This is a genomic window from Anaerofustis butyriciformans, assembly GCF_036289385.1.
GTDB classification, from domain to species: Bacteria; Bacillota; Clostridia; order Eubacteriales; family Anaerofustaceae; genus Anaerofustis; species Anaerofustis butyriciformans.
This window is the reverse complement of sequence record NZ_JAYFFH010000002.1, coordinates 25,276-46,283: the sequence shown is the minus strand read 5'-3', so window position 1 is coordinate 46,283 and position 21,008 is coordinate 25,276. Positions and strand designations below refer to the sequence as shown.

Genomic DNA, 21,008 nt, shown 5'->3' with positions numbered 1-21,008 from the left:
TACTCCTTTTTTATATGTATTAATCATATGGAATATTACATAAAAATTTTACAAACAATAATTGTAAATTAATTATTTTCTTGTTGATTTTTTCCGTATTTTAATGTATATTATTTACTAATAAAAGGGAGTAGCTGGCACGTATAGTGTGTATGATGTCGCCAATCTCGATAGATACTAAATCTATCCGTATCATAATGAAACAGCGAGACTTTTATTGTATATTAAAGTACAATAAAAGTCTCTTTTTTATTGTACGGTATGATTATGAAAGGAAAGAAAAGTATGGGTAATTATTACAATCAGGATTTTAATGATGTAAGAAAAGAAATTAATGGTACAACCGAAGGCTTAAGCAGTGAACAAGCTAAAAAAAATCAAGAAAAATACGGCTACAACGAATTAAGCGAAGGTAAAAAGAAAACTGTTTTACAAATTTTCCTTGAACAATACAAGGATTTCCTTGTTATTATTCTTATTGCTTCTGCAATAATATCGATGTTTCTAGGAGAAGTTGAGAGTGCGGCAGTAATTTTGGTTGTTATTACAATCAATGCAATTTTAGGAACTGTTCAAACAATAAAGGCAGAGCAGTCTTTAAACAGTTTGAAACAGCTTTCATCGCCAAACGCAAAGGTAATGAGAGATGGTATTGTAATTGAAATACCAAGCAGAGAAGTTACCATAGGAGATGAAGTTCATCTTGAAGCAGGGGATTTTATACCGGCTGACGGTAGAATAATCGAATGTTCAAGTTTGAAAGTTGATGAAAGTGCTCTAACAGGTGAAAGCTTGGCAGTTGAAAAAACAGAGGAAACTTTAGAAGGTGAACTTCCTTTGGGAGATAGAAGAAATATGGTTTATTCCGGAAGTTTTGTAACTTACGGAAGAGCGAGCTTTGTTGTAACGGGTATTGCAATGGATACCGAAGTAGGTAAAATTGCAAGTATGCTTAAAAATACTCAGGAAAAGAAAACACCTCTTCAAGTAAACCTTGATAAATTTGGACAAAAACTTTCAATTGCAATTCTTGTATTATGTGCTCTTTTATTTGGGCTTCAAGTAGTACAAGGAGGAAATGTTACAGATGCATTCTTATTTGCGGTAGCTCTTGCCGTTGCTGCAATTCCTGAGGCATTAAGCTCTATTGTAACTATAGTTCTTGCTTTTGGTACACAAAAAATGGCAAAAGAAGGTGCTATTATTCGTAAACTTCAAGCCGTTGAAGGTTTAGGTAGTGTATCAATAATTTGTTCTGATAAAACAGGTACTTTAACACAAAATAAAATGACTGTTGAAAACTATTATGTAAATGAAAAAGATATAACTTCAGATAAGATAGATATACATGATAATTCACAGTCAAGTCTTCTTTTATACAGCATTCTTTGTAATGACTCTACAAATATTGATGGAAATGAAATCGGAGATCCAACAGAAACAGCTCTTATTAACTTAGGCGAAAAGTATGGTTATAGTGCTCTTAATTTAAGAAATAAATATCAAAGATTAAGTGAAATTCCTTTTGATAGTGATCGTAAACTTATGTCTACTCTAAATAATATTAAAGATACTTACGTTATGATAACAAAAGGTGCCATTGATGTTATTTTAGACAGAGCTACACACATAGTAAAAGATGGTAATACCGTAGAAATTACTGATGAAGATAAAGAAAAAATAAAAAAACAAAATATGGAATACTCAAGAAACGGTTTAAGAGTTCTTGGTGTATGCTATAAAAACTTTGATGAAGAAAAAACATTAGAACTTGAAGATGAAAACGGGCTTACTTTCCTTGGGCTTATTTCAATGATGGACCCGCCAAGAGAAGAAAGTAAAGCAGCAGTTGAAGAATGTATCAAAGCAGGTATTAAACCTATTATGATTACAGGAGACCATAAAGTAACAGCTTCTGCAATCGCTAAGAGAATTGGTATTTTAAAAGATGAAAGTGAAGCTTGTGAAGGCAGTGTAATAGAAAACATGAGCGATGAAGAACTTAAAGACTTCGTAGAAAACATAAGCGTGTATGCCAGAGTTTCTCCTGAACATAAAATAAGAATCGTTAGAGCTTGGCAGGAAAAAGGCAATATAGTTTCTATGACTGGGGACGGCGTAAATGACGCACCAGCATTAAAACAAGCTGATGTAGGGGTTGCAATGGGTATAACAGGTACAGAAGTATCAAAAGATGCATCATCTATGGTTTTAACAGATGATAACTTTGCAACAATCGTAAAAGCAGTTGAAAACGGAAGAAACGTTTATAATAATATAAAAAGAGCAATACAATTCCTTATTTCAGGAAACTTTGCGGCAATCCTTGTTGTTCTTTTTGCTTCTTTGGCAGCTCTTCCTGTTCCATTTGCTCCGGTACACTTATTATTCATAAATCTATTAACAGATTCTCTACCTGCAATCGCACTTGGTCTTGAACCTCATAATCCTGATGTTATGAACATGCCTCCAAGACCAAAAGATGAATCTATTATGAATAAGAAATTCTTAACAAGTGTAGGAACAGAAGGTTTTGTTATAGGAGTTATGACTGTTATAGCATTCTATATCGGATATCAAGACGGCAATGCACTTCTCGCAAGTACAATGGCGTTTGCAACACTTTGTTTATCTAGACTTGTTCATGGATATAACTGTAAAGCAATGAAGCCGGTACTTTTTACAAAGAGATTTTTTAACAATAAATATATGCAAGGAGCTTTCCTTATAGGTTTTGTTCTTTTAAATGCAGTATTATTAATACCTGCTATGCAAGGGTTATTCTCAGTTCAAACTCTTAATATGAGTCAATTATTTACAGTATATGGCCTTGCATTATTAAACTTACCTATAATTCAGTTATTAAAGAGAATAAGAAATTGTAAATAATAAAAAATCCTATGGTTATCCATAGGATTTTTTTTATTCAAAATAAAATAATTCTTCAAATTTTTTATCAAGGGCAATTGCTAAAATCAAAGCGAGTTTTGCAGTAGGATTAAATTGTCCGGTTTCGATTGAACTTATTGTCTGTCTTGATACTCCTACCATTTTTGCAAGGTCGCTTTGAGATAATCCTTTTTCTGCTCTTGCGATTTTTAATCTGTTTTTTAATACTAATTCTTCGTTCATATTAATTTTACCAATAAAGTTTTTCTTAATTATAACATATTTTATCATTCATAATAATTTGCTTTTTATTTTTTATAATGAATAATATATTTAATTTGTTTATATAATCATTGTAAAATGCTCAACAAGATTTTTTATAAGAAAGATAACACATATTATCATAATTATAATAGAAGATTTTTCTTTAGTTTTTATATATTTATAAATATATTCTCCAAGGCAACCTGCCCAAAACATAGACATGATACCGCTTATATCTATATCATGAATAGTATCAAATATAATTATAATAACACCTACAATCATTAACATTAATAAATTTGCATTTTGTGCATATGAGCTTATTTGTTTTTCTCTTTCATCTCTAACATTATTTTCTTTTCTGCTTTTTTCTAGTATTTCATTTTTATCCATTTTATTTCCCTCAAATATATTTATTATGGCTTTAATATATCACTTTATGTATATAATGTCAAGTATACTTGTCAAAATATCTATAAAACTTGTCATAAGCTTTTAATAAAAAACAGAGGCTTAACCTCTGTTTATAATAATCTTTGTATTTTTTTTGCTTCTTTTAATATTTCATCATAATCATATTTTTCTTTTACATCATCAATAGATTTTTCTTTTAATTTATTATCTTCATAGTATTTATGTATAACATCATAAATAGTTACTACATTATCTTCATAAGAAGCATTTATTTCTTTTTGCCAACCATTTATATCAAGGTTATTTAGCATTATGCAAAGTTGTGCACCTATAGAGTATAAAGATTGCTCGCTTACATACGTTGCCGGTATTTCATCTTTGCTCATTTTTGTAAAGGTATTATAAAATGCAGTTTCCTTTTCTTCGTTGTCTTCTCCAAAGAAGATAAGGTTGTAAGGAGTTTCGGTTAATCTTGCCGCTCTTATGGCAACGTAAAAAGCACTTCCTTCGTAAGTTATTTTTTCTCTTTCGTCTTTAATATATGTTTCGTTTAATTTTTCTCTTTCTTTTTCCACCGTAACATATTCACTTATTAAAGTATTGAGTTTATTTATGTTTATATTGTCTTTGTTGCATTCTTTTCTTATATTGTCCATTATTTTGTATTCAACACCTATATAAGAAAGTTCTTTTGCCGTAAGACCTACACTTACCGGATTATCATATTTAGGCCAGTCTTTTTGAATGTAGTAGTTAAATGCCTGTTTGGTAAACATTGCTGAAAAAGCTTCATTTGAATATTCTTCGTTATTGAAACTTTTTGAATTGTATTTAAAATAAAATACATTTTGGCTTTTGGCAATATTTAATTCATCATCTTTTGATGAATAATTACTGTTTAGAGCAGATAAATAGTCTTCAACATTGTTGAATCTATAAACACTGTCAAAATAAAATCCTTTTGGCATATTTACTTTTTTTACGTTTTCATCTTCAATTCCATTTATGTTAATGGCAAAATAGGAAATATCTTTATTTGTTTTATTCCCTTTATCATCACTTTCGTCTTTTCTTACAAGAAGTAAAGGTCTTTGTTTTAAATCAAGATCCTGCCATATAACAGCTTTTGATTTATATAAAACTTTATTTAGTTCGCTTAACATTTTTTTATCAGTATTGTCAAGTTCATTATATTTGATCGTTTTGCTGAATGATTGATAGTTTTTGTTTTTGCACCCTGTAATACTTAAGCAAAGTAAAATACAAGTTAGCAAAACAAATATTCTAATTATACCTTTTTTCAATTCCATCCCTCCAATATATATATTTATACCACATAAAAAGCAAAAAGTCATTTTTTTTGTAATTTCAAAGAGTAAAAAGTCGTATTTTGTACGTTTATAATGTAATGATTACATAAAAAATGTTCATATAATTTTATTTTTGTTAAGTTTTAAGTGTAGTTATATATGTCATATTTTTGACAAAAATATAAATAAGCTCTCGAACGTAAAATTTATGTAAAGTGAATGTAAAAAATTAGAATACTCTATATACATTTAATTTACAAAAATTTACAATAAATATGCTTAATTTATACGAAAATTTTACAATAAAATTAAAGGGAGAAAAAGTATGACAATAGCAAATATTATAAGTTTACTCGGCGGGCTTGCTTTGTTCCTGTATGGTATGCAAATGATGAGCGGAGGACTTGAAACGGCAGCCGGCGATAAAATGAAGAGTATACTCGAAAAGCTTACATCAAACAGAATTATAGGCGTAATAGTGGGTATGCTGATTACCGCAGTCATTCAATCATCCAGTGCGACTACCGTTATGGTTGTGGGATTTGTAAATGCGGGAATGATGTCTCTTAGACAAGCTGTATGGATTATTATGGGGGCAAATATCGGTACAACAATAACCGGACAATTAATTGCTCTTGATATAGGTGCTATAGCTCCTGTTATTGCTTTCCTTGGGGTTGTAATGATAGTTTTCATTAAAAATCCAAAATCACACTGTATTGGTGAAATAATTGCCGGACTTGGTGTTTTATTCATCGGTATGGAAATGATGAGTAGTGCAATGATGCCTTTAAGAGAATCTGAAGCTTTCATTAGCTTAATGACAAAATTCTCTAATCCTATATTTGGTATAATGGCAGGTGCTGTATTTACTGCTGTTATTCAGTCATCAAGTGCATCAGTTGGTATCCTTCAAGCTCTTGCTTTAAACGGACTTATAGGTTTAGACGGGGCTGTTTATGTACTATTTGGACAAAATATAGGTACTTGTATAACCGCTGTTCTTGCTTCAATCGGAACAAACAGAGAAGCAAAACAAACAACCGTTATTCATTTGACGTTCAATATTATCGGTACTATAATTTTTACCGTGATTTGTATGTTTACTCCGTTAACATCTTTTATAAGTTCTCTCACACCGACAAATCCTGCAGCACAAATAGCAAATATGCATACATTGTTTAATATTGTAACAACGTTGCTGTTATTACCGTTTGGTACATACCTTGCATCGTTTGCGGAAAAAGTATTGCCTGTCAAAGATAAAGAAGAAACGGAAGATGTTTTTGAAAGTCCTCTTCCAACTCTTTCATATCAAATAGGTACATCTGCAATACTCGTTGAACAGATAGAAAACGAAATAAAAAACATTCAAAATATGGCTTTTAAGAATGTAAATGAAAGTCTTTCACAATTGGTAAATTTTGACAAACAAAAAGAAAAAGATTTATTAAGAAGCGAAGATAAAGTAAATACAATCAACTTAAAACTTTCGGAATATATTACCGAAGCTCTCGGTATTGAGCAAAACAGTGAAAACAGCTTTAAAATGAGTGTTTATTATCATCTTTTGATAGATATAGAGAGAATTTCAAATTACGCTGTAAGAATACAGAAATATCAGGAAAAAGTAACTTTAAACAGCGAAGAAAAAGACAGAATAGGACAACTTCAAAATCTTATATTTATGGCATCAAAAGATTTGGAAAATCTTGAAAAAGAAGAAGAGCAGTATGAAAGAATCAAAGCTTTTTGTAAAGAAACAAAGAGACGTCAAACAGTCAGAATGAAAGAGAAAAGTATTTCTTTCGAACTTACTTTGTTTTTCTCTCAACTTATAAACGATGTTGAAAGAATAAGCGAACATATGCTTGCCATTGCGAGAGATTATAATATGATCGAATTGCATAAAGCATAAGTTTTACTTTGAAAAATAAAAAAACCTGTGATTATCACAGGTTTTTTAGTACAATTTAATAAAATGTGGGTTTATCAATTTCATTTAATATTTTTTTTAGGTTTACCGCAAACAATATGCATGTTGTCGTTATTGCTATTATATCTGCTATAGGTTCTGCCAAGAATACTGCTTTAAGATTATTTTCCATTAAAGCCGGTAATATATAAATTAACGGGATAAGCAATATAATTTTTCTGAATATTGCAAGGAAAGTTGATATTTTTGCTTTTCCAAAGGCGATAAATGTTTGCTGACAGGCAACCTGTGCGCCCATGAACAAAAGAGCCGACATGTATATTCTAATTGCCCATATAGATAATTCTTTTAATTGTGGATCGGATGTAAAAATGCTTACGGGTATACTTGGCAAAAATTCGCATATTATCCATAAAACAACCGAATAGCAAAGACAATTTATAAGAATTAATTTAAATCCTTTTTTTATTCTTTCTTTATTTTTTGCTCCGTAATTATAACTTATTATAGGTTGTCCTCCCTGGGTAATACCTTGAAGAGGTAACATTGCAAATTGCATTATGCTTGATAAAATTGTCATTGCACCTACAGCCAAGTCCCCTCCGTATTTAAGAAGTGAAGAATTAAAACAAAGAACAAGTACGCTTTCTGTGCTTTGCATTATAAAAGGTGCAACTCCCAAGGCAATTGACGGTAAAATAATGTTTTTTTCTATTTTTAAATTTTCCTTTTTTAATTTTAATATTGTATTATTTCCCGTTATAAACTTAAATGCAAATAATGCACTTAAGGCTTGAGATATTACAGTTGCGGTTGCAGCACCTTCTACACCCATATTCAAACCAAAAATAAAAATAGGGTCAAGAATAATATTTGTTACTGCGCCGATTAAAACCGTAAGCATGCTTATTTTTGAGAAACCCTGTGCTGATATAAAAGCGTTAAGCCCAAGAGTAAGTTGAACAAATATTGTTCCTATGGCATATATTGTTATATAGTTTGATGCGTATGTTATGGTATTTTCGCTTGCCCCAAAAAGGTAAAGAAGTGGGGTTTTGAATATAAGCATAATTAAGGTTAAAATAACTGATACTATTACTAGTGAACTAAAACAGTTACCTAATATTTTTTCAGCTGTTTCATTGTCTTTTCTTCCCATAAAAATACTTGCTCTTGGAGACCCTCCAACACCAAACAGGTAAGCAAATGCGGATACTATCATTATTAGCGGGAAGCAAACGCCGACTCCCGTCAGTGCAGTTGCTCCTATATTGGGTATATGTCCGATATACATTCTGTCTACCATGTTATATAAAGCATTTACAATTTGTGAAATAATGGCAGGTAAAGCCAAAATCATTAATAATTTTCCTATGGGTTCTTTACCTAAATCAACTTCTTTAGACATTTTTATCTTCATAGTTTTTTGCCCTTTCTTCAAAGATATTTAATATTTTTTTTATTGTTTTTTCCATTTGGTTTATTTCGTTAATGGAAAGTTCTTTTAAAATAATTTTATCCATTTCTTTTTTTGCATCTAAAATTTGTTTTATTATTTTATCTGACTTTTTTGAAAGAATTATTCGCTGAATTCTTTTATCCTCATCGTCTGGTTTAATTTTTATTAAATCCTTTTTTAAAAGTGAATCTATGCTTCTGCAAACAAGACCTTTTGATACATCAAGATATTTACATAATTCTTTTGATGTGTTTTTAGTAGGATTATTGTTTAAAAAAATCAAGACGTTTATTTCATTTGGAGAAAAAGAGTCATCTTCTAACATGTTAGTGAATGCTTTTGAGTAAACTTTTCTTATATTTGCAAAATGCTTTAATACTTTTTCTATATTAGTTAAATACATAAATATTCCCCTTATTAGTTTACTTGTAAACTAATTGATTATCATTTTATCACTATTGTTTTTTTTGTCAATATAAAAGACATTTTTATTATGTAAATATATGCTTGTAAAAAGGTTTTTAATTGTTGTAAAATATTCATGAAAAAAATGGTAAAATATAATTTTAAATATAAAGTTTTATAAATTGATAGTAATCGGGGAGAGGGTTTTATATGTTAAATAAAATTTTATTGAAAATTAAAAGTGAATTTATACTTTTTGTATCTTTTATAGTTGCTTTAATATCGGTTTTTTTTGTTCCAATTTCAAAAGATTATGTTTCTTATATTGATTTTAAGGTGCTTGCGGTTTTATTTTCACTAATGATTGTAATAGATGGGCTTCAAAAGCACGGTTTTTTTACTTCTTTTGCTCAAAGGATTTTATATGGAAAAAAACGTCTTAGATTATTATACTTAATTCTTGTTTTGCTTCCATTTATAAGCTCTATGTTTATAACAAACGATGTAGCTCTTATAACGTTTGTTCCTTTTTGTGTTTTAATACTTAAAATGATAAATAAACAAGAGTATTTAATATGGACCATAGTAAATCAAACTATTGCAGCTAATCTTGGAAGTATGGCAACTCCTATAGTAAATCCTCAAAATCTATATTTATACGGTAAATTTTCCTTGAGTTTTGGAGGGCTTGTTTCTATTATTTATCCTTATGTGCTACTTAGTTTAATATATCTTTTACTAAGCTGCCTATATATAAAAGATGAAGTAATAAGTGTAAAATTTGATAAATACTTTACTTTTGACATAAAGCAGACTTCTATTTTTATAATGCTATTTTTAATATGTCTTTTATCAGTTTTTAATATATTGGATTATAAGATACTTTTGGTTATTATTGTTTTAGCCATACTGATATTTGATAAAAAGCTTTTAAGATATGCAGACTATTCACTGATTTTAACATTTGTATGTTTTTTTGTGTTTGCCGGAAACATAAGCAGAATTCCTCAAATTAATGATTTTATATCTTTACTTATGGAAAAAAATGTTCTTGTTGCTTCGATAATTACAAGTCAAATAATAAGTAATGTTCCCTCAGCACTTTTGCTTTCTGTGTTTACAAACAATTATCAGGCTTTGATTTTAGGTTGTAACATTGGAGGACTTGGAACATTAATTGCTTCTCTTGCAAGTTTGATTTCCTTTAAGATATATTTAAAATCCGAAAAGGTAGAAGCAAAGAAATATATTATAGCATTTACTATTCTTAATGTTATTTTACTTGTTTTATTTACAATAATTGCACTTGTTTTATGATATAATTATTAATCTTATATAAAAAAAGAATAAATAATGTTATATTTATTCTTTTTATTTATTAAAAAGTGGAACTTTTTAGTAAATTGGTTTATAATAATTTAAAAATTTACATAGGAGTCATGTATGGATAATATAATTGATTCAATAATAATGTTTGTAGATAATTTGGCGCTTCCAATATCCTTAAATACGATATTATCAAATCATATTATACCTATTATAAGTAATGTTTTGGTCATGGGATTTATATGGATTGTAGCAAGTATATTCTTATATTTTTATACAAGAGATAAAAGAGTTTCTATTTTAATTATTATTGGGCTTTTCCTTTGCTCTATAGTAGGCAATGAAGTTATGAAACCTGTTTTATTTCATTTTAGAGAATTCTTAAGCACAAACGGTGTTGGAATATATCTGCCTGAAATTGGAAGATATACTTTTCCTTCTGGATATATAATGATGTGCGCAAGCAGTACCGTTTTAATTTATTATACTAATAAACAGTTTGGTTTATATGCACTTTGTATTACCGGCTTGGTTGCATTTTTAAGACTTTATATAATCACAACTTATCCAGTTGATTTCTTTATAGGTCTTGGGCTTGGAATAATTATAGGAGCATTCCTTGTTTTATTCTTAATGAAAAAGAAAAAAGAGTATGAAGAAATTGAAGATTTAAGTGATAAATTTCACTTTTAAATTATGTAAAATAAAAATTAAAAAAAATTAAAAAAAATATAAAAATAGTATTGACAAGATATATATGGTTATACTATAATATATCGTGCTGACGCGGGGTGGAGCAGTTGGCAGCTCGTCGGGCTCATAACCCGGAGGTCGCAGGTTCAAGTCCTGTCCCCGCAACCAAAAAGTAAATATGGCGGGATAGCTCAGTTGGCTAGAGCACACGGTTCATACCCGTGGTGTCGTAGGTTCAAATCCTATTCCCGCTACCATATATATGGCCCCTTGGTCAAGCGGTTAAGACGTCGCCCTTTCACGGCGAAAACAGGAGTTCGATTCTCCTAGGGGTCACCAATTTGAGATATAACTACCGTAACGGTAGTTTTTTTATTTATATAGTTTAATAATAGGGTGTATGTAAATAGTAAGTTTAGAAGTTTTTATTTTATAAAAAAATTTCTATTCTTCTAATCTCCATTCTATATAAGTATGACTATTAAAATAAAAAAGTATAGTATAGACTTTAATCATAAATTTGAGAAAAAAATAAGAATAGTAAAGATATATGAAAGTTTTAAATAAAATACTTTGGTATTAAAAAAGCATCCTTTAAGGATGCTTTTAATTTTTATTATTTTTCGTTTTTAACTTGTTTTCTGATTCTAATACCGTTTGCGATTGCACATGCTAAGCTGACAACTGAGAAAATTGCTATTGCGCCAAATCCTCTGAACCATTCTGAAATTTTAACAAGTATAAAGTTAAGAGGTGTTGAAGCATTTGAAATACAACTAACCAAGCTGAAGCCTTCCGGAAGTTGATAAGATGCACTTATTGCAGCTTGTGTAAATACCGGTGCAATTGCGGTTGAAAGAAGTACACCAATTGCCATCATTGATATTGCAATAAGTAAACTTCTAAATGCATTTTCGTTACACATTGGAACAATTAATGCCATTATGTAAGGTGCAGAGCTTAAGTCTGTAAATGGTAAGAATTGATTTCCAGGTACGATTAATGCAAGTAAAATAATTACAGGAGTTAAGATTAGTGCTGTTGCTATGGTTGTAGGATTACCAAGGGCCACTGCGGCATCCATACCGATATATATTTTACTTCTATTTTTGAATTTTTTGTTTATTATAACTTGTGCTCTTTCTGAAATTGGTGTTAATGCTTCGCCAAAGTATTTTGCCATTGCAGGAATTAAAACAAGTGTAGCTCCAAGAGTTATGGCAATTAATAAATATTTATCGTATGCTTTTATTCCATAAGCAAGGATACCTATGATAAGTCCGATTACAAATCCTACAATTAAAGGATCTCCAAGTACCCCAAGTTTTTCTTCCATCTTCTTTGCATTGATGTCTATTTTGTTAAGTCCAGGAATTTTATCAATAATTTTATCAACTACAAAAGAAATACTCGCAAGGACTACCGTCATTGTATGAGGGAAACTGATTCCTTCCATTTTGGTAACTCTTGCTATTCTCTCTGCCGTTAAGTCCGCAAGAACTAAGGCAATTACAAACTCACATACTGCGGCAAGAAGTCCTAGAGGAACTGATGATGTAATAATTGCAACCAGCGAACCTGTAAAAGCAAGCTGCCAGAAATTCCAAATATCAATGTCTGCTGTTTGTGTTAAGTTAAGTACAAGCATAACAACATTTACAAGCAAGCATACAGGTATTATTATCGCTCCTACCTGTGTTGAAAATGCAATTTGAGCTGCAGTCGGCCAGCCAACATCAAGTATATTTAGATTTAAATTTAGATTTTCAACCATTTGTTGTGCTGCCGGACCGATGGTATTACCAAGTAGATTGATTACAAGGTTTATTCCTATAAATGCAACCCCTATGGTAAGTCCTGATTTTAAGGCTTTACCAAAGCCTGTGCCGATACAAAGGGCAATAACGAAAATGATAATAGGCATCATAACGCTTGCGCCCAAGTTTGATAAGATATCAAAAAAACCTACAATATAATCCATGATGTATCCTCCCTAAAACGTAATAACTTAAATAAATTATATAACTTTTTTTATATACAGTCAAAGAAAACATAATGATTTTTATTTGTAATTATTTGATAATTGTCATTACTTTTTTAGTGATGATTTTTATATGAATAAATAATCTTTTATATATTGTAATAAATGGATAAAATTTCTTTGTAAAATATTAAATATATATTAAAAAAAAGGCTCTTTGCTTGTGATTTATCTGTCAAAAGATTATAATGAATTTAAATAAATATTTTGTCTGAGGGGGCAATTATATGGAATTTAGAAAATTTAAAGATAAGTATATTATAAGACTTAACAAAGGAGATGAAGTAATATCTTCAATTACCAATTTATGCAGAAAAGAAAATATCAAACTTGGTAACTTTGTTGGTCTTGGAGCGGCAAATAAAGTAAGTATAGGACTTTATGATACACAGCAGAAAGTTTATCATAGGACTTCATATGAAGAAGCTATGGAAATTACTTCACTTATAGGAAATATTTCAACTTTTGATGATGAAGTATATCTTCATGTTCATATAACACTTTGCAACAAAGACATGCAGGTGTTTGGCGGACACTTAAATGAATGTTATATTTCTGCAACCAGTGAAATTACTTTAAATATAATTGAAGGAAAAGTTGAAAGAGAATATGATGAAGATACGGGACTTAACTTATATAAGTTTCTTTAAAAAAAAGGAGTGCATACACTCCTTTTTTATTTGTCGTCATATGTTTCTACCATATATCCCTTATAGTGACATTTAGGACAGGTTAGTTTTCTTGCTTTTGGTGTATGATAAGAAAATAAAAATTTAAAAATCGTTGGTTTAAATAATTCTTTACACTTAGGGCATATATATAAAATATTATTATAATATAGTCTAAAGGATATTAAACCAAGAATAATTACAATAATTATTCCAAAAATGAAAGGAAGCCATATCCCTTTTATTATCCAAAATAAAAGTGTTCCAATAGTAATAATGTCCATTATGATTCCGATTATAACCATATTAATATGGACCTTTTTTAATTGATTATTTTTTTTCATTATAGTTTCTATGTCTTTAAGTGAATTTACCGGAAGATTCTTTTTATCTAAAACAGAGTTTTTTATTAATTTTATAGAATTTAATTTTTGTAATATATCTTTTTCTTCTTTTTTTAATATTTTTGTTTGTTCATCCAATATGTCTAATATTATTTCGTCTTTAATATCTGTTCCTATTATTTCTTTGATTTGTGTAAGAGAAAGTCCGATTGATTTTAAAAGGCATATTAAATTTAAATCTTTAAGACTTTCTTCATCATATAATCTTCTCCCTCCTTCGCTTAACTTAACAGGTTTTAAAATTCCTTTTTTATCATAATATTGAATTGTTCTTACTGATACATTTGCTAAATTTGCTATTTCTCCGGTTGTATATAATGACATAGTATCACCTCCTTAATGAAAGACTACAATATTACCTTGGGTAACGAGCAAGTGTTTTTTATATTATTTTATACTATTTTCTTACCAAGTAATTAAATGAATATTAAGAAAGTCTTAAATCTATTGTAAAGGTTTAAATATAGTGCTATTTTAGTTATATGAAATTTATGTGAAGATAATATTATGAAAACTTGAAGTTGCTTGTGATAAAAGATTTTATTATGAAAATATAAGCATAGATACATATTGATAAATAAGTAATTTAATAAGGAGGCAATATGCAAAAGATAGGAATACTTTTTTAATAATACTATTACTGTTTACCACTTCATGCAAAAGAGGTGAAAAAGATATTAATTATTCATCACTAAATAACATGCAAAAAATTATTGAACAGCATGGTTATAAAATAATTGAATATGGACAATTCGGTGAAACCTCAGCAGATGTTTCATGGGTTGGATCTCAAGATAATAATGCAAAAATTGATAATCTTTATGGGAAGATAAACGAATATAAGACTACTATTCCCTCTACATACAAAAATAAAGACGCATACGTAGAATGTTATATCGTAGAAAGTGAAAAAGATAGGAAAGAAGTATTAAATCTTTATAAGGAAATTTTTGAACTGTCCAAATATAAAGCACAAAACAATACTAAATTACATAGTGGTATCTTATATAGTGATTTGGATAATAAATATATTTATTTTGTGGGAGTTAATAAAAACGCTATAGTTTATGCTTATGATTTAAAAAGTAATGAAGATGAGTTTTATGGGCTTATTAAAGATTTGGGATTTATTGAATAGGAAAAGGAACTAAATGAAATCATATGAATATATATTTCATAATACAAAATATAAATTAATCTTTATCTAAATTAAGCATTGTATAAGGAGAAAAAATATGAAGACATTTATAAAAATAACATCTACACTGATTATATGTATTTTACTTATCTTTGCTATTTTGATATTTAATTATCCTAAAATATCAATGCATAAGTTTACTCCTGAGGGAGAGTATTTATATTCTGTTAAATCTCCTTATGATGAAAAGAAAGTAAATATTTATTTGTTTAACGGAGGAGCGACAACAGGTTATTATATTCGAGGTGAAGTGGAATTTAAAAACGGAGAAAAAAGAAATATATATTTTAATGACGATGAAGAAAATGTGAAAGTAAAATGGACAGGAAAAAATTCTTTAATAATTAACAATTACTTAATAGAAGATGTAAACCGAGATTTCTATAATTTTAAATTTGAGTAGAAAAGGGATTAATATATAAAAGAGGGATAAAATGAAAAATAAATTAAAAATATTAGTGTTAATAATGGTTATTATATTGTTTGCATTTTCAATCTACCATAATTATAAGGGGTTTAAAAAAGATTATGTGCAAACATTTGAAGATGAATTTCCTGTAAGCACTGATATGAATATAAATAACGGAAATTTGGATTTAGAATTGCTTGAAAAAAATATAGAAAACAATACAAGGAAGAGGTAATAATACATAAAAACGAATCTGATATGATTAGTATTTATTTCCCTAATTACAATAACTCAAAATCAGAAACAAATAAACTTTCAATAAATATATATACAAAACAAATTATAGATACAAATAAAATTGAATTAGAAGAAGGTTCAACTTCTGTTCCGGAAGATAAATACTTTTACTCAGAACAGATAAAAGATTTATACCTTTTAGAAAAAGAACCTTTTGAATATAGTATTGATGGTAAAGAACTGCCGGTATCGGTCACATCATTTACTGAAACAAATACTTTCTTTGTATTTTATAATTCTAACTTAATAAAAGAAAAAAACAGTGTTAATGCCGATAAAGATATCTATGAAAGAAAATTTTATATAGCAAATAATTCGATGCTTGTAACAGGGGTATATTATACGAGTGATAGTAATAGAGATTTTTTTAATGAATTAACAACTCTATCAAAAATTATAAATAAGTCTATGACTTAAAAAGGGGATAAAAAGATTTGTTGATTTCATACTTATAGGAGAAAAAAGGAATATAAAACAATGAAAAAAAATTTAGAAGTCATAATCTTATGCATTTCACTTGTACTTTTATCATATTTCCTATTTATATACGAGCCTTATAAATCATACAGGGCAGTTTATGATTACAGCTGTTTGATGGATATGAATACACAAAGTTATAATAAAGAGAAGTTGATAAAATTATCAAAATCATATAAAAGCGATCCTGAGACTTATTACTATTTGCGCCCAGATTATGATGTTATTGAGAATAATACAATACGTTTTGAAAAAGGTGTATATAACGACGATGATTTTGAAGAATGTGATATAAGTGTTATTCTGCATGAAGAATATAATATGGATAGTATTTATAAAAATCTAAACAAAAACTATGTAGACAAAAATATATATAACATTTATGAGCGTTATTATGACTATAAATTAAATCCTCAAAATATAGATATTACAAAAGGGAAAGATGTTATTATAGTAACTTATGATATGTATATGCATAAATATCCTTTAATTCACTTTAGAGGGACAGAGATTTCTAATGAAGATTCTTATTGTCAGGCTATTTTAATAATAAGCAACAAGCTTAATATTATAATTGAAGCTGATAGTTCAAAGCCTGAATTTAAACAAATGGATAAGATTTTAAAAGATTTATCAACTGTCATAAAAGAAATTGATGAAGAAAATATTTGATATTTGTAAAGTGTAGTAAAATATATCTATATAAAATATTAATTTAGTAACTTATCATTTATCTAATAATTGCAATATATGAAAAAATGGGGGTAGCAATATGATTAAAAGAAATATTTTATATTGGTTATGTATAATTATTTTTCCTTTTTATTTAATAATTGGAATACCAAACATAATGGAATATTTCACTACATCAAATGTTTTGGGAGATATAGATACAAACATTATTTTAGCTGTATTGCATTTATTTTGTGCAGTGTTTTTATGTTATCTTATTACACGCTGGCATAGATGTGCATCTAATATAGTTAGTACAGTATGTTTTGCATTTTGCTTTATTGTATTAATGATGATATTAATATCTGAAACATTTTATCCGTTGTTTTTACTGCCAAGCAGTGTAGAACAGGATTTATCATTACTATATATGCTTAATTTCTTGTATCTATTCCTGATATTTTTTAGCAATAAAGCAAGATTGCAAAAACAAGAAGAGGAAGATATTGAAGATTGAGTATCATTAATAAATAAAAAAGCAGAAGCATAAAAAGAGTACGCTTCTGCTTTTATGTTAAAAAAAAATATTATATGTTAGATTTGTTTTAGAAACGATAAAAGATATGATGCAGATTATAATATCGAGCATTTTATGAAATAATTATTAAAATTTTAAGATGTTATAAGTCTTGGGTTTTATAGTTTTAATAGTATTTTTTAAATAATTAAATATTTCTTAACAAACATGTAAATCTATTGTAAAGGTTTATAAGAAGTGCTAAGTTATATATGAATTTTATGTGAAAAATACTTTATGTAAATCTGAAAACTCAAGGCTTTTTTAGGTTATTAAATGAAATTTAACATGTATTGTGAGAAATAAAACAATAAAAAATATAATGTCGAGGTTATGAGAAAAATTTGATTATAATCAGGTGATAAAAATGGAAAACGTAAGATTGATTCTGTTTATACTTTCTCCTATATTATTTTCTGTAGTAATAGGTACTGGTTCTTATACTGATTACTTATATAAAAAATATGGGGAACCGGTAAAGGGTAAATATTATAATAGAAATCCCAAAATAGAACCTCCTTTTATAAAAAGGCTTTTTAGAATAGGCTGGGAAGACAGATATAAAAAGAGTGCAAAAAGAAGAAACCGATTTATGTATTTTTTATGGCTTACGAGGATTAATTATGGCGTAACTATAATGCTTTTAATTTTTACAGTAATATGTATGATTTTTAAGTTAGTTCCAAATGAAATTTTAAAATATGTCATATTAGGTAAAGCTATAATTTTGGATTCTATTTGTATTATTTCTTGCTTACCATTTGGTTTTATTTTTACATTAATACTTGCAGATTCAAGATATCCTACAGATATATGGTGGGGGTAATCTAACATGTTCAAAAATGAATGATAAAAATATTACTTTAATAGAATAATGAGTAGCAAAATTTTTTATATAAAATAAACAACGAAAGAAAGAAATCCAAAGAGTAAAAAGGAGCACGTTACATGAAAGATGATATTTTACGTTTTATTGTAGATGTACCACCAATTGTATATACAATGTGGTTAATGATGGGGTTATCTTTTATTTTTGATATATTAATAAAAAAGAAAGAGAAGAAAATAAATAAAGATGAATATATAGTATATGCAAATATAGGCATAAAAATTTTTGCACTAGTAATGGCAATATTACTTATTGGATATTCAATATTTTATTTATTTAATCTTATACATAGAAATGCGTTTGTAGATTATTGGTATATATGGTTAATTCCAACTATTCCAGGTATATGGGCTTTAATATTTTATATTCAGTTGTTAATATACAAAATAACAGTTAAAGGAAATAAAATAACATATAGAAATTTATTAGGGAAAGTAAAAGAATAAGATATAAATGATTTTATATCTTATGAAGATGATGGAAATAATGAAAAGTTTACTACTTATTGCCTTGGAACAAAAGATAATAAAAAAGCAGTTGTCTTTCATAAATTTGATATAGGGGCAAATTTTTTATTAAAAGATATTAATAATGTATTAAGGAAAAAAGAATTACAAGGAAATAAAAAATGCAGAAAAAATATGGAAGGTAATATACAATGTAAAAATGAAGAGCCTCGATTTATAGTAAAAAGCAGCTCAATAGATTGGGGGTGTGCAATAGCATTATTCTTTGCAGTTATCTTGTTTATTGTTATTGGACTAACAGATGAGAGTATGGGAGGATATATTATTTTTGGTTTGCTTTTTATGATGGTATTATTAAATTCACTTATACATATGATCAATAAAATATATGTATATAAAGATAAAATAGTTTATAAGAGAGTATTTTTAGAGGATAAAGTTTTCTATTATAAAAAAGATATAACCGATTTTAAATCCAGTACATTTATTTTTAGTGGTAATGTAATAAAATTTTATAAAAAGGATCCTAAAACCAAAAGTAAAAAGAAACTATTTACATATTCTTCAAAAGCAACAAATGCAGAAAGATTGCTTCATTATTTACATAACAAAGGAATAAAAGGGGATGTGTTTATACCATCAGATGACGATTATTATATACCATAAATATAATAAATATTTAAGTAATGTTTTATGAAAGTAATATCCATTATGAAAGAGGGAATTAAAATGAATAATATAAACATTGAAAGAAGAATGAAAGGTGATACATACATTGTCTCTTCATCAAAAGGGCTAGTAATAATACTTTTAGTGGTAAGTCTTATTATGATATACGGCGGTGGAAGTTATATCTATGATGTTGTAAGTAAGGGAATAGTAGGTGAAAAAATATTATATGTAGGTATTTGGATAGGCTTATTTATATTATTCTTTGGAACATTGTGGAACAGATTACGTTTTAAAATAACCGTAGAAAGAGACATGTTAAAGGTAAGAAATATGTTCTTTAAGGAAAAAGAATATTATTTTAATGATATAACAGATTATAAGTTTACGAACGGAAGATGGAACAGCAACGTAAATGTATTTATTGAAGGTAAAAAGATATTCTCCATAGATTCAAGTGATAATAATTTTAACAGGTTATACGATGATTTGAAAAATGATGTGGGGAATAAAGATCAAGTAAGGTTAAAAGATGAAGAAAGTGAAAAAGAATATGCAATAAAAAAGAAAAAAATTGGTATTGGAGAGTTTATTGTTTTAACATTTTTGTTTTGTATTATATTGTTTATCATTAAGTATATGGGGCAAGGGACGGCAAGTGAAGATTTTATCAATATATTTTGTAATGCATCTGCTGCTTTTTTTCTTATAATTATATTATTTATATTAAGAGAAGCATTTACAAAAATGATTGTTAGAGGAAATATAATTATATTAATGAAACCTCCGTTTACTAAAAAATACCGTAAAATGAGTGATATTGAAAAAATACATAATCATCCTGATATTATAGAAATATACATGAAAGATGATCCTTCTTCACAATTTACTGCTTTTTCCAAAGAGCAAGATGAAAATGTTGATATATTTTTAAAACAGGCGGAAGAAAGCGGTGTTTTGATAAAAAGTTCTGATTTTGATACTTATAATATGCTTAAATAGGTATTATTTTGATATTTTTAGAGTATTTAGATAATTTTATGGTAAAAATTATTTTTAGTTCTTTATTGCATTAAAATTTATTTGTATAAATATAAAACACCTCTCCTTATGGAGAGGTGTTTTAATTAAACATTCCAAAACTTATGGAAAGACCTTCGTTTACTTTATTCATTGTGTCTATATCCACATGACCTATTTTTTCTCTTAATCTTTGTTTGTCTATAGTTCTTATTTGCTCAAGTAATATTACGCTGTCTTTATTAAGTAAATCATTTTTAGCCGAAAGAGAGATATGAGTGGGAAGTTTTGCTTTGCTCATTGACGATGTAATTGCAGAAACAATAACGGTAGGGCTGTGTTTGTTTCCCATATCATTTTGTATAACAAGAACAGGTCTTAAACCTCCTTGTTCGCTTCCCACTATAGGGCTTAAATCTGCGTAATATATATCTCCTCTTTTTATGTTCATTTGTTTTACTCCAGTTTATTTATATATTCTTTTGTTTTAATTCTTTATCCTCATATTTATAATATTTAAAAGA

General features: G+C 27.9%; 23 protein-coding genes and 3 tRNA genes. 18 read left to right on the top strand and 8 right to left on the bottom strand.

All coding sequences use genetic code 11. The features are described from left to right. The first annotated feature begins 285 nt into the window (after positions 1-285). A complete protein-coding gene (locus tag V2W16_RS03675) occupies positions 286-2,889 on the top strand; it encodes a calcium-translocating P-type ATPase, PMCA-type (RefSeq protein WP_425353945.1) in 2,604 nt (867 codons plus the stop codon). A gap of 33 nt (positions 2,890-2,922) precedes the next feature. Here V2W16_RS03675 and V2W16_RS03670 read toward each other — a convergent pair whose 3' ends face one another. The 3 genes from V2W16_RS03670 to V2W16_RS03660 form a co-directional block, all read right to left on the bottom strand. Beyond that, on the bottom strand, positions 2,923-3,132 hold the full coding sequence (locus V2W16_RS03670; RefSeq protein ID WP_138268457.1) for a helix-turn-helix transcriptional regulator: 210 nt from the start codon (positions 3,130-3,132) through the stop codon (positions 2,923-2,925). 99 nt (positions 3,133-3,231) lie between these two features. Next, entirely contained in the window at positions 3,232-3,546 is a 315-nt protein-coding gene (locus V2W16_RS03665) for a DUF6442 family protein (RefSeq protein ID WP_138268437.1), read from the bottom strand. Between the two features lie 131 nt (positions 3,547-3,677). After that, on the bottom strand, positions 3,678-4,871 hold the full coding sequence (locus tag V2W16_RS03660; RefSeq protein WP_329381704.1) for a hypothetical protein: 1,194 nt from the start codon (positions 4,869-4,871) through the stop codon (positions 3,678-3,680). A gap of 331 nt (positions 4,872-5,202) precedes the next feature. Here V2W16_RS03660 and V2W16_RS03655 point away from each other — a divergent pair, with 331 nt between their 5' ends. Continuing rightward, on the top strand, positions 5,203-6,795 hold the full coding sequence (locus tag V2W16_RS03655; RefSeq protein WP_138268439.1) for a Na/Pi cotransporter family protein: 1,593 nt from the start codon (positions 5,203-5,205) through the stop codon (positions 6,793-6,795). Positions 6,796-6,850: 55 nt separating this feature from the next. Here V2W16_RS03655 and V2W16_RS03650 read toward each other — a convergent pair whose 3' ends face one another. Both V2W16_RS03650 and V2W16_RS03645 read right to left on the bottom strand, forming a co-directional pair. After that, positions 6,851-8,227 carry an MATE family efflux transporter gene (locus V2W16_RS03650; RefSeq protein WP_425353944.1) on the bottom strand — a complete coding sequence of 459 codons (1,377 nt, stop codon included), beginning with the start codon at positions 8,225-8,227 and terminating at the stop codon, positions 6,851-6,853. After that, positions 8,214-8,675, bottom strand: coding sequence for a MarR family winged helix-turn-helix transcriptional regulator (locus tag V2W16_RS03645; RefSeq protein ID WP_329381699.1), 462 nt, complete (start codon positions 8,673-8,675; stop codon positions 8,214-8,216). The genes V2W16_RS03650 and V2W16_RS03645 overlap by 14 nt, the downstream gene beginning before the upstream one ends. Positions 8,676-8,887: 212 nt before the next feature. On the opposite strand from V2W16_RS03645, the gene V2W16_RS03640 reads away from it, so the two are divergent. The 5 genes from V2W16_RS03640 (at position 8,888) to V2W16_RS03620 (ending at position 11,035) form a co-directional block, all read left to right on the top strand. Continuing rightward, positions 8,888-9,994 (top strand): SLC13 family permease, encoded by a 1,107-nt coding sequence (locus tag V2W16_RS03640; protein WP_329381696.1) that lies wholly within the window; start codon positions 8,888-8,890, stop codon positions 9,992-9,994. A 126-nt stretch (positions 9,995-10,120) separates the two neighbouring features. Then, on the top strand, positions 10,121-10,696 hold the full coding sequence (locus tag V2W16_RS03635; protein WP_329381693.1) for a phosphatase PAP2 family protein: 576 nt from the start codon (positions 10,121-10,123) through the stop codon (positions 10,694-10,696). 92 nt (positions 10,697-10,788) lie between these two features. Then, positions 10,789-10,864: transfer RNA gene (locus tag V2W16_RS03630), tRNA-Met, on the top strand. Positions 10,865-10,876: 12 nt separating this feature from the next. After that, positions 10,877-10,953 (top strand) — tRNA-Met (locus V2W16_RS03625). A gap of 7 nt (positions 10,954-10,960) precedes the next feature. Next, positions 10,961-11,035: transfer RNA gene (locus tag V2W16_RS03620), tRNA-Glu, on the top strand. Positions 11,036-11,312: 277 nt separating this feature from the next. On the opposite strand, the gene V2W16_RS03615 is transcribed toward V2W16_RS03620, so the two are convergent. After that, the gene (locus tag V2W16_RS03615) at positions 11,313-12,677 is read right to left on the bottom strand and encodes a PTS galactitol transporter subunit IIC (RefSeq protein ID WP_329381690.1); all 1,365 of its coding nucleotides are present in this window, start codon (positions 12,675-12,677) and stop codon (positions 11,313-11,315) included. 287 nt (positions 12,678-12,964) lie between these two features. Between V2W16_RS03615 and V2W16_RS03610 the strand changes: the two genes are divergently transcribed. Beyond that, the gene (locus V2W16_RS03610; protein WP_329381687.1) at positions 12,965-13,387 is read left to right on the top strand and encodes a PPC domain-containing DNA-binding protein; all 423 of its coding nucleotides are present in this window, start codon (positions 12,965-12,967) and stop codon (positions 13,385-13,387) included. 26 nt (positions 13,388-13,413) lie between these two features. On the opposite strand, the gene V2W16_RS03605 is transcribed toward V2W16_RS03610, so the two are convergent. Further along, positions 13,414-14,133, bottom strand: coding sequence for a MerR family transcriptional regulator (locus V2W16_RS03605; RefSeq protein ID WP_329381684.1), 720 nt, complete (start codon positions 14,131-14,133; stop codon positions 13,414-13,416). A gap of 376 nt (positions 14,134-14,509) precedes the next feature. Here V2W16_RS03605 and V2W16_RS03600 point away from each other — a divergent pair, with 376 nt between their 5' ends. The 10 genes from V2W16_RS03600 (at position 14,510) to V2W16_RS03555 (ending at position 20,466) form a co-directional block, all read left to right on the top strand. Then, on the top strand, positions 14,510-14,947 hold the full coding sequence (locus tag V2W16_RS03600) for a hypothetical protein (RefSeq protein WP_329381681.1): 438 nt from the start codon (positions 14,510-14,512) through the stop codon (positions 14,945-14,947). A gap of 97 nt (positions 14,948-15,044) precedes the next feature. Then, complete coding sequence (locus tag V2W16_RS03595) at positions 15,045-15,410, top strand: DUF5412 family protein (protein WP_329381678.1); 366 nt, start codon at positions 15,045-15,047, stop codon at positions 15,408-15,410. A 31-nt stretch (positions 15,411-15,441) separates the two neighbouring features. Continuing rightward, positions 15,442-15,651 carry a hypothetical protein gene (locus tag V2W16_RS03590; protein ID WP_329381675.1) on the top strand — a complete coding sequence of 70 codons (210 nt, stop codon included), beginning with the start codon at positions 15,442-15,444 and terminating at the stop codon, positions 15,649-15,651. A gap of 23 nt (positions 15,652-15,674) precedes the next feature. Continuing rightward, on the top strand, positions 15,675-16,130 hold the full coding sequence (locus V2W16_RS03585) for a hypothetical protein (RefSeq protein ID WP_329381672.1): 456 nt from the start codon (positions 15,675-15,677) through the stop codon (positions 16,128-16,130). A gap of 60 nt (positions 16,131-16,190) precedes the next feature. Further along, on the top strand, positions 16,191-16,862 hold the full coding sequence (locus V2W16_RS03580; RefSeq protein WP_329381669.1) for a hypothetical protein: 672 nt from the start codon (positions 16,191-16,193) through the stop codon (positions 16,860-16,862). Between the two features lie 100 nt (positions 16,863-16,962). Next, the gene (locus V2W16_RS03575) at positions 16,963-17,379 is read left to right on the top strand and encodes a hypothetical protein (RefSeq protein ID WP_329381666.1); all 417 of its coding nucleotides are present in this window, start codon (positions 16,963-16,965) and stop codon (positions 17,377-17,379) included. Positions 17,380-17,806: 427 nt separating this feature from the next. Next, positions 17,807-18,265, top strand: coding sequence for a hypothetical protein (locus tag V2W16_RS03570; RefSeq protein ID WP_329381663.1), 459 nt, complete (start codon positions 17,807-17,809; stop codon positions 18,263-18,265). Positions 18,266-18,387: 122 nt separating this feature from the next. Then, on the top strand, positions 18,388-18,774 hold the full coding sequence (locus V2W16_RS03565; protein ID WP_329381660.1) for a hypothetical protein: 387 nt from the start codon (positions 18,388-18,390) through the stop codon (positions 18,772-18,774). Positions 18,775-18,969: 195 nt separating this feature from the next. Continuing rightward, on the top strand, positions 18,970-19,461 hold the full coding sequence (locus V2W16_RS03560) for a DUF6585 family protein (RefSeq protein ID WP_329381657.1): 492 nt from the start codon (positions 18,970-18,972) through the stop codon (positions 19,459-19,461). Between the two features lie 27 nt (positions 19,462-19,488). Beyond that, positions 19,489-20,466, top strand: coding sequence for a DUF6560 family protein (locus V2W16_RS03555; protein WP_329381653.1), 978 nt, complete (start codon positions 19,489-19,491; stop codon positions 20,464-20,466). Between the two features lie 121 nt (positions 20,467-20,587). Here the strand turns inward: V2W16_RS03555 and V2W16_RS03550 are convergent, their stop codons facing one another. Then, positions 20,588-20,935: a type II toxin-antitoxin system PemK/MazF family toxin gene (locus V2W16_RS03550; protein WP_253229760.1), complete on the bottom strand. Its 348-nt coding sequence runs from the start codon at positions 20,933-20,935 to the stop codon at positions 20,588-20,590. Positions 20,936-21,008 lie beyond the last annotated feature (73 nt).